An 8,513-nucleotide genomic window follows, 5' to 3' on the forward strand; every position below is an offset into this window, starting at 1 on the left:
CAACCTGTTGACCGGACTAGCCGACGACACTCCGGCCTGGAACGTCACCTCACTTCAATCACCCTGTACCCCTTGTGCATCCGCTCGATTCAGGAGACTGCATGACACCGCACGGCGACGCCCGGCCCGATCTGTCTTTGATCGTTCTGCCACGGTGGGGTGCGGTGGTGGCCGTCAATGATGCCGCGCCCTGGCTGGTGGTAGATCCGAATGGTGTTGCAGTGGAACCGATCCGACGCTTCCTGTTGGACCTCGTTGCACGTGATAGCAGTCCGTCCTCGGTCCGCAGTTATGCCTTCGGGTTGCTGCGGTGGTGGCGCTGGCTGCGCGTTGCGGGTATCGACTGGGAGCATGCCACTTCAGCTGAAACTCGTGATCTGGTTGTGTGGATGCGGCTGGCACACAAGCCGATCAGGTCGCAGCGAACAGTTTCGACCGCCACCGCTGGCACAACCAACCCGATTACCCGCAAGCCCTATCTCGACGATCGGTACAAGCCGCGCACGGTCCGGCACAGCAATGCGGTGATCCGCTCCTTTTACAGTTTCTGGAGCGAGTTGGGTGAGGGGCCTGTAGTCAATCCGGTGCCGTTGGGTCGCGGCAGGGGCCGAGCGAACGCGCATCACAACCCGCTGGAACCCTTTCGCCCGCAGGGCCGTATCCGGTACAACCCGAAAGTTCCTCATCGCACGCCACGGGCGATTCCCGATGAGCAATGGATCACGTTGTTCTCGGGTCTGCGTTCTAATCGTGATCGGGCGATCGTTGCTGTCACGGTCAGCAATGGTGCCCGTGCCGCGGAGTTGCTCGGTGTCCGGTCCGGGGTGGATCTGGACTGGGGCGAGCAGCTGGTCCGCGTCGTGCGCAAGGGCACTCGCGCCGAGCAATGGCTGCCGGTCAGCCCGGAAGCGTTCGTGTGGATCCGGTTGTACCTGGCTGATCTCGGCGATCCGCTGCCGCCGAATCAGCCACTGTGGCAGACCCTTCGACGCCGCGACCATGGTGGCGGCCTGGCTCGGCAGCCGTTGAGTTATGACGCGCTGCGTGCGGTATTCCGTCGGGTCAATGCGCTGCTGGGAACCAACTGGTCGATGCATGATCTGCGCTACACCGCCGCGTTACGGATGAGCAGGGATTCGGCGCTATCGATGCGTGATGTCCAGGTCATACTCGGCCATGCCCATCTCTCGACCACCGCGGACATCTATCTGGCCGAGGACCAGACCGAGGTGATCGAGCGAGTCCTTCAACATCTGCAGCGCCGCGTAACCGACGCCGCTGCCCCGCCTGTTGCGCCGGCGGCGGGGTACGACGCAGCGGACCTGAATGTTTTGTTCGGGGAGGGGATCCGATGACTACCATCGAGCCGACTCTGTCGATAGCCAATAGTGTTGCGCCGCTGAGGAGATTGTGTCCGGGACATGCCACAGGTCCGGCGGATCGCCTTTCGGCCGAGGCGGCCGCCCGTCGTCTGATCGATCTACCTACGTGGTTCGATTCCAAGGCGTTTGTGCAGGCGCAACGGTTGCGCGGTGCGCTTCGAGTGCTGGCATGGCTCGAGTCGTCACCCGGTGTCGGCTGGCAGCAACGCTGGTCGGCTTCGGGTATCGATGACGGCTACGACTGGCTCGGTCAACTCAGCGCCGCGGACCCGCGGGGTTGGCCGATCAACCACCATGAGTTGCGTTCGGGAATGAATTGGCTGTTGCTGGGGCGCACCATCAATCCCGGCTACGGCTACTTCGCCCACAACAGGTCGCAGTTCCTCTACGAACACGGCCCCGCAGCGATCGATGCGGAAATGTTCGACCGCGTCGCCGAACGGGCAACAGCGTTGAAAGTGACTGCACTCGAACACCGCAACGCTGTCCGCGTCATCGCAAGGACGGCACTGCACACCGGGAAAACGATCCGCGCGCTCACCGCCACAGACATTTTCGAGCAGCGAGACTGGAACCTCGGCCACAACACGGCAAACAAGGGCATCAACACCGCCTGGGATCTGCTCGGCGAGGTCGGTGTCCTCGAGGTCGAGGGATCGTTGGCCGAGACCATTCGCGTGGGGCAGCGCCCGGTCGATGAATTGGTCGACTTCTATCGCATCACCAGCCCGCGGGCACGGGAAGTGCTGATCCGCTATTGCCAGGAACGTGCACCCGCACTGGACTACAACAGCTTGCGCACGATGATCGGTCGCTTGGTGGGAACGTTCTGGGCCGACATCGAAGCACACCATCCCGGCATCGATGACCTCGATCTGCCCGACGAGATCGCCACCGCATGGAAGCATCGGTTGCGCACATGTACGACCAAGCGAGGCACGATCCGGCCGCGTACTTCGGTGCTGGAGATCCTGACTCAGGTCCGCGCCTTCTACCTCGACATCCAGGAGTGGGCCCACACCGATCCCTACTGGGTGCAGTGGGCCGTTCGCAGCCCGGTCCGCAAAGGCGACACCGATGGCATCGTCAAAGCTCGCCAGCGCTCCACCGCCGCGATGCATCAACGCGTCCGCGAACGCCTGCCGCAACTACCTGTGCTCGTCGACACCGCCACTGGGCACCGCGACACATGCCGCGATGCTCTCGACGCGGCCACCGCCACACGTGTCGGGGAGGTCTTCGGCCACGACGGACACCGCTACCGCAGAATTACCGCCGCCAACGAGACGACTGGCTACAAACGCCGCCCACACGACGTCATCGTCGAAGACACCGAGACCGCGATCCGGACCAACCTCTCACGCGCGGAGGACGAGGCGTTCTGGACCTGGGCGATCATAGAGACTCTGCGCCACACCGGCGTGCGCCTGGAAGAACTCCTCGAAATCACCCACCTCGCACTGACTTCCTACCGGCTGCCCGATACCGGCGAGCTGGTACCGCTGCTGCAGATCATCCCGTCCAAGACCGATGAGGAACGCCTGCTGCTGGTCAGTCCGGAGCTCGCCAGCGTCCTGGCCTCCGTCATCAGCCGACTGCGCCGAGGCAACGCCGGTATCGTCGCGCTGACCGCTCGTTATGATCCGCACGAGCGCACCACCGGCCCGGAATTGCCTCACCTGTTCGAGCGACGTCACGCGCACCGCTGGAAAGTGTTGAGCTACACCGTCGTCCGTCGACTACTCAACGACGCGGTGGCCCGTACCGGGCTACGCGATACAGCCGGTGAGGTCCTTGCCTACACCGCGCACGACTTCCGCCGTATGTTCGCCACCGAAGCGGTGACCGGTGGACTGCCCGTTCATATCGCGGCCCGCCTGCTCGGGCACCGCACCATCGCCACCACGCAAACCTATCTCGCGGTGTTCCAAGACGACCTCATCCGCGCCTACCGCACCTACGTCGACGGCCGCCGTGCTCTGCGCCCCGATACCGAGTATCGCGAACCCACCACCGCGGAATGGCAAGAGTTCCAGCAGCACTTCCACACCCGCAAACTCGAACTCGGTACCTGCGCTCGCCCCTACGGCACCAGCTGTCAGCACGAACACGCCTGTCTACGTTGTCCGATGCTGCGGGTCGCACCGACCCAACGCAACCGGCTGATCGAAATCATCCGCAACCTCGACGATCGCATCACCGAAGCCACCATGAACGGTTGGCTCGGCGAAGTCCAGGGACTGAAATACAGCCTCGCGAAAGGCAAAGACAAACTCGCCGCCCTGGACCGAACCCTGACCAACCCCGCCACCGCCACCCTGGCCGATCTCGGCGTCCCGATGTTGCGTTCTCCCGGAAAGTCCACGACCGCATGATCTGTTCGGAGGTGAAACCTTATGTCTGACACTCGGCTTCGCGACAGCGCTCTCGCCGCAGCCCGCCGCGGCTGGTTCGTGTTTCCGCTGCGACCCCGCTCGAAGAAGCCCGCCATCCAACGGTGGGAACAGCAAGCCACCACCAACCCCTCCACCATCAACGCATGGTGGCCTGAGAACTCCACCAGAAACGTGGGGATCGCGTGTGGTCCCAGCCACCTCTATGTCCTCGACCTCGACAACGCCCACTCCCCGACCACACCGCAGCCCCAGACCGGCATCGGCGGCGGCCGCGACGCTCTCGAACAACTAGCGGACACAACCGGACACCCCGTCCCGGTCCCCACCTATACCGTCGCCACACCATCGGGCGGTGCTCACCTGTACTATCTGGCACCGGTAGAACCGTTGTTGCGCAACAGCATCGGGCGTCTGGGACCGCACATCGACACGCGGGGCCACGGCGGCTACGTCGTCGCGGCCGGATCCAGCCTCGGATGCGGGGACTACCGACTGATCGACACCCGGACGCCGATACCCTTACCCGATTGGCTGACCACCGCGTTGATTACTCCCCCGCCGCCGATCATCCCCACCGCGGCACCACGGGACCTCGACGCCTACGTGGCAAAGGCCCTCGACAACCAAACCACCCGCGTACGTACCGCATCGACAGGCACCCGACATCGAACGCTGCTGCTGGCGGCCAACAGCCTCGGCCGACTCGTCGGCCGAGGCTTGCTCACCCACCACGACGCGTACACAGCCCTGTACAACGCCACCACCATTCACATCGGCACCGATCAATTCACCCAGACCGAAGCCGAACGCACCATCAGCGACGGGCTCGACCATGGCGCCAGCCACATCTGACCCGAGTGCCCGGTATGCCGAAGAGAGTGCGTCCAGACGTTTCACGCGAAGATCGTTGGTTACCAATATGTTTGCTTCATCTCTGACCGAAGTACGTTGGCCCACAACAGCGTTGTCGACGTAGCTCGACTTACTCACGCGCGGTTCGTCGCTCGACAATACTGTGTGGCACACAGTATTGTGTTCGATGTGAGCCCAGAAGAGCTGATCCTCAACCAGACCCAGGAGTTGCGCCGCGGCACTGTCGTGCTGGCCTGCCTGGTGCTGCTGGAGGAGCCGCGGTACGGCTACGCGCTGCTGGAAACGCTCAACGAGGCGGGCATTCCGGTCGAGGGCAACACCCTGTACCCCTTGCTGCGCCGCCTGGACAAACAGGGCCTGCTGACCAGCGAGTGGAACGTCGATGAATCGCGGCCACGGAAGTTCTACCGGGTGAACTCCGAGGGCTCGCGGGTACGTGAGGGGCTGACGTCGGAATGGCAGGCCCTGGTCGCCTCGATCTCGCGACTGATCTAGGGGGAATTGATGAGCAAGAGCTCGCTGACAGAGCGTTACGTGCATGAGGTCATCCGCCGACTTCCGGCTGAGCAGCGCGGCGACATCGCCGAGGAGCTGCGTGTCACCATCGCCGACATGGTCGAGGCACGCGGCGCGGCCGACTCGAGCACGGCCGAGCGTGAGGTGCTCGTCGAGATGGGCGACCCGGTCCCGCTCGCCGCGCGTTTCGCGGACCGGCCGCTCGCGCTGATCGGCCCCGAGCTCTACCCGCGCTACCTGCGGTTGATGAAGCTCCTGCTGACGACGGTCCTGCCGCTTGTGGTGGCCCTGTTCGTCGCCCTGGACGTGGTGGACGGCAAAAGTCTCCGCCAGCTGGTGTTCACCGCGGCCATGGTGACTGTGACCGCCGCCTCCCAGATGATCGCCTGGCCCACGGTGGCGTTCGCGGTGGCCCAGCGCACCCGGTACCGCAATGCGACGCTCGTCGGTGGTGACACCTGGGCGCCCGAGGACTTGCCGGACGAAGTGTCCGACCCGCACCAGACGGATCGGAGCGGCTACTTCGCTTTCGGCTCGGCGATGTGGTCGGCGCTGCTGCTCGGCGTGATCGTCTGGCAGCACATCGCCATGCCCTACCGGCTTCACGGCGCGGACGGGAGCGTCCGGCACATGCAGGTGCTCGAGCCCTCGCTGTGGAACGGGTGGATCTGGCCAGTGGTGATCGGCCTGGGCGTGCTCGTGGCTCTCGACCTGATCCGAGTCGCGGCCGGCAACTGGACACCCCTGCGGGCGGGTTGGTACGCGCTCGGGCACGTGCTGTTCGCCCTGCCGCTGGCCTGGATCCTCTACCAGCACATGCTGTTCGACCCGATCGTCCTGGACGACTTCAACGGCTCGCTGCACACTCCGGACGCCTTCTACACCCTGACAGGCGCCGTCATCCTGCTGTCCAGCGGACAACAGGTGTTCCAGCGGTTCCGCGACGCGCGCCACCCCTGAGCTCGAGAACTCAGCGGGACTGGCCAGGTAGAAGATCGCGTCGCACACCAGCCAGCGCGGCCATTTCTCCGGCTGCCCGTCCCTGCCAGTGGTATTGCATAGTGGCGGCAGCGGGTCCAGGACCGCCTACTCGGCGTCGGTGTGCGACGAGCATCAATAAAACGGGCACTTCGGCGACTCGCCGTGGGCCGGGCATGACGAACACAGGAAGGTAAGCAACCCTGACACAGGGACTTCCGGGTAGCGACGGTCTGGTGTGAAACCTCAGTCGTCGTCATCAAACGGATTTTCCGACATTGACACATCCCCTTCTATCGATTGCTGTCGACAGCACGTGAATTCGCGTGCCGTTGACAATTGCTGCCTTGATCAGGCTTCCCGCGTATCTACGCACACACATGCGGATGGCCGGACATCGACGGTTTCGGGGTTGACATCGGCTACTAGTTCCCGTTCAGCCCGAATCTCCGCGACAACAGCACGTTCTTCCAGTAGCTCTCGCGCGCAAGCACGTGCTCGTCTGCCGTCCGCATCGACCAGAACTCCAGGAGCGCGAAGCGCAGATTCGTGCGCGCATAGCCTGCGCCCTGTTCGCCGACCAATTCACGCAGTTCGACGTTGCCGCCGTGCAGCGAGTCAACATACTCGCACAAGCGTGCCCAGATCCCGGTGTCGCCGTATGCCGAGCCGACGTAAGGCTTGCCCGTCACCTCGTCGTGGATAACGTAGACGCCCTTCATGTGCTGCAACGCGCCACGCCAGTCGTGCCAGTCCTGTTTGACGGCGACTTCCAAAACATCCAGAGTGTGGTTGATCTGATCATGACCGGGAAAAGGCTCACCGGCGTATGGCAGCTCAAGAACAGACATGACCTCCATCTGGTCCAGATAGGTCTCCATGTTCAATCGGACGGTCCGCCCCGGTGGTTTGAACAAAACGACGAGGCGCTTGATAAATGCGCCCATCAGGTCGTCTCGCAGATCGATGTCGTAGGAGCCTTCACCCGGAATGGGACGACGCCCGACGACTTCGAAGACGCCACCAAACAGCCAATGAGTCGAATTACTTCTGTCGCGGGCGAGCGAGAAGATGAACTGGCGGTTGAAGTCGTCGCGGGTGCCACGCCAGCGGTTCCACCCGACCCACTCGTCCCAGGATCGGGCAAGGGCGTCGATCGGATGGTCCTCGCCGTTCCACTTCGCGCAGTGAAGCTTGCACGCCTCCGGGTCGAGCTCACCGATCAGGCTCCTGAGAGGTATCGCTGCCACGGAGGCGATGCTACGGTGGCCAGCGTCCGAACTGCCCAGAAAGATCCTCAATCGGCAACTGCTGCAACTCCGTATCCGCGAACCGGCCACCAACACGCCGATACCGGACGGTCACCGTCAGCAGACTGAAATCATCGAAATCGGTGGCTATGCGATGCCAGTCGGCACCCATTCCACCGGCCACCAGCGGATTCACGACTTCGTTGGATTTCAGCGAGTCCGGCCCACACATCGAGGATCCCCGCTTCGCGATGCGGGCGTGCCCACGTCGGGTGCGCCATCCGGTCACCCCGACCTTTCCGCTGCCGCGGCCGCGGCGTTGGTGGCGATCTCCTGCAGCGCGCTCAGATGCCCTTGCAGGGCAGTTCGCCCCGCAGCAGTCAGCGACAGCCACGTGCGAGGTCTTTTACCGGCATAGCCCTTGTGGATCTCGACGTATCCCAGATCCGCCAACACCGTGGCTTGCTTCGACATGTGAGGCGCGGTCAGCCCGCAGTACTCCTGCACCGCTTGGAACTCGGCCCTATCGCATCCGGACAGGTAGCTGACCACCATCAGGCGTGTGGGACTGGTCGCGAGGATCGGCTCGAGTCGTGCGGTCACTGCCGCCTCCCGAGCATCGCCATGATCAGCACCCCTTCCACGACTCCCACCCCTACATACAGCCAGCGAAAATATGGTGCTGGGTCCACCGCGACCATGAACACCGGCACCAGGCATACCAGCATCGTCACGAGATCGTCGCGTGCCGGGCCTCGGATTCCGTCCAGCCCTTGCCGACGGCGAGCCCAGAGGAACAACCCGATGCCCGCGGCCACCATCAAAGCCGCGCCCACCACGAACAGCGCCCGGACGCGTCCGTCGGAGGAGTGCTGGCCACTTAAAGCCACAGCGGCACCGGCCAGTACCCCACACGCTACGACGACCCAGGTCGGCAGCTTCGGCATCGCCGCGGCGCGATAGGCGACGTCGGCGGTCTGTAAGTGCTCTCGCGCATCTCTCGAATCCATGCCAACCATCATGACAACTACTTAACTTCATGGCAAGTACTTGAGTAGAATCGAAGAGCTGCCAAACGGCCGCCACCAACTCACCCGTCGTAGTCCGGAGAAAACATC

Annotated in this window: 9 protein-coding genes; 5 read left to right on the forward strand and 4 right to left on the reverse strand. The window is 63.6% G+C overall.

Going from position 1 to position 8,513, the window contains the following annotated elements:
* Positions 1-101 precede the first annotated feature (101 nt).
* From NN4_RS43815 to NN4_RS43835, 5 genes are all read left to right on the forward strand, one after another.
* Positions 102-1,355: a tyrosine-type recombinase/integrase gene (locus NN4_RS43815; protein ID WP_147144180.1), complete on the forward strand. Its 1,254-nt coding sequence runs from the start codon at positions 102-104 to the stop codon at positions 1,353-1,355.
* A gap of 188 nt (positions 1,356-1,543) precedes the next feature.
* Entirely contained in the window at positions 1,544-3,757 is a 2,214-nt protein-coding gene (locus NN4_RS43820) for a tyrosine-type recombinase/integrase (RefSeq protein ID WP_186818919.1), read from the forward strand.
* Between the two features lie 21 nt (positions 3,758-3,778).
* On the forward strand, positions 3,779-4,630 hold the full coding sequence (locus tag NN4_RS43825) for a bifunctional DNA primase/polymerase (protein WP_147144185.1): 852 nt from the start codon (positions 3,779-3,781) through the stop codon (positions 4,628-4,630).
* Positions 4,631-4,819: 189 nt separating this feature from the next.
* Positions 4,820-5,146: a PadR family transcriptional regulator gene (locus NN4_RS43830; RefSeq protein ID WP_147144188.1), complete on the forward strand. Its 327-nt coding sequence runs from the start codon at positions 4,820-4,822 to the stop codon at positions 5,144-5,146.
* Positions 5,147-5,155: 9 nt separating this feature from the next.
* On the forward strand, positions 5,156-6,127 hold the full coding sequence (locus NN4_RS43835; protein WP_147144191.1) for an HAAS signaling domain-containing protein: 972 nt from the start codon (positions 5,156-5,158) through the stop codon (positions 6,125-6,127).
* A 443-nt stretch (positions 6,128-6,570) separates the two neighbouring features.
* Here the strand turns inward: NN4_RS43835 and NN4_RS43840 are convergent, their stop codons facing one another.
* The 4 genes from NN4_RS43840 to NN4_RS45885 form a co-directional block, all read right to left on the reverse strand.
* Positions 6,571-7,395 carry a GIY-YIG nuclease family protein gene (locus NN4_RS43840; RefSeq protein ID WP_147144194.1) on the reverse strand — a complete coding sequence of 275 codons (825 nt, stop codon included), beginning with the start codon at positions 7,393-7,395 and terminating at the stop codon, positions 6,571-6,573.
* Positions 7,396-7,405: 10 nt separating this feature from the next.
* Positions 7,406-7,591: a hypothetical protein gene (locus NN4_RS43845; protein WP_147144197.1), complete on the reverse strand. Its 186-nt coding sequence runs from the start codon at positions 7,589-7,591 to the stop codon at positions 7,406-7,408.
* Between the two features lie 89 nt (positions 7,592-7,680).
* A complete protein-coding gene (locus tag NN4_RS43850) occupies positions 7,681-7,998 on the reverse strand; it encodes a transcriptional regulator (RefSeq protein ID WP_222595277.1) in 318 nt (105 codons plus the stop codon).
* Positions 7,995-8,405: a hypothetical protein gene (locus tag NN4_RS45885; protein ID WP_222595278.1), complete on the reverse strand. Its 411-nt coding sequence runs from the start codon at positions 8,403-8,405 to the stop codon at positions 7,995-7,997. The genes NN4_RS43850 and NN4_RS45885 overlap by 4 nt, the downstream gene beginning before the upstream one ends.
* Positions 8,406-8,513 lie beyond the last annotated feature (108 nt).

This window comes from Nocardia ninae NBRC 108245, from assembly GCF_007990755.1.
GTDB classification, from domain to species: Bacteria; Actinomycetota; Actinomycetes; order Mycobacteriales; family Mycobacteriaceae; genus Nocardia; species Nocardia ninae.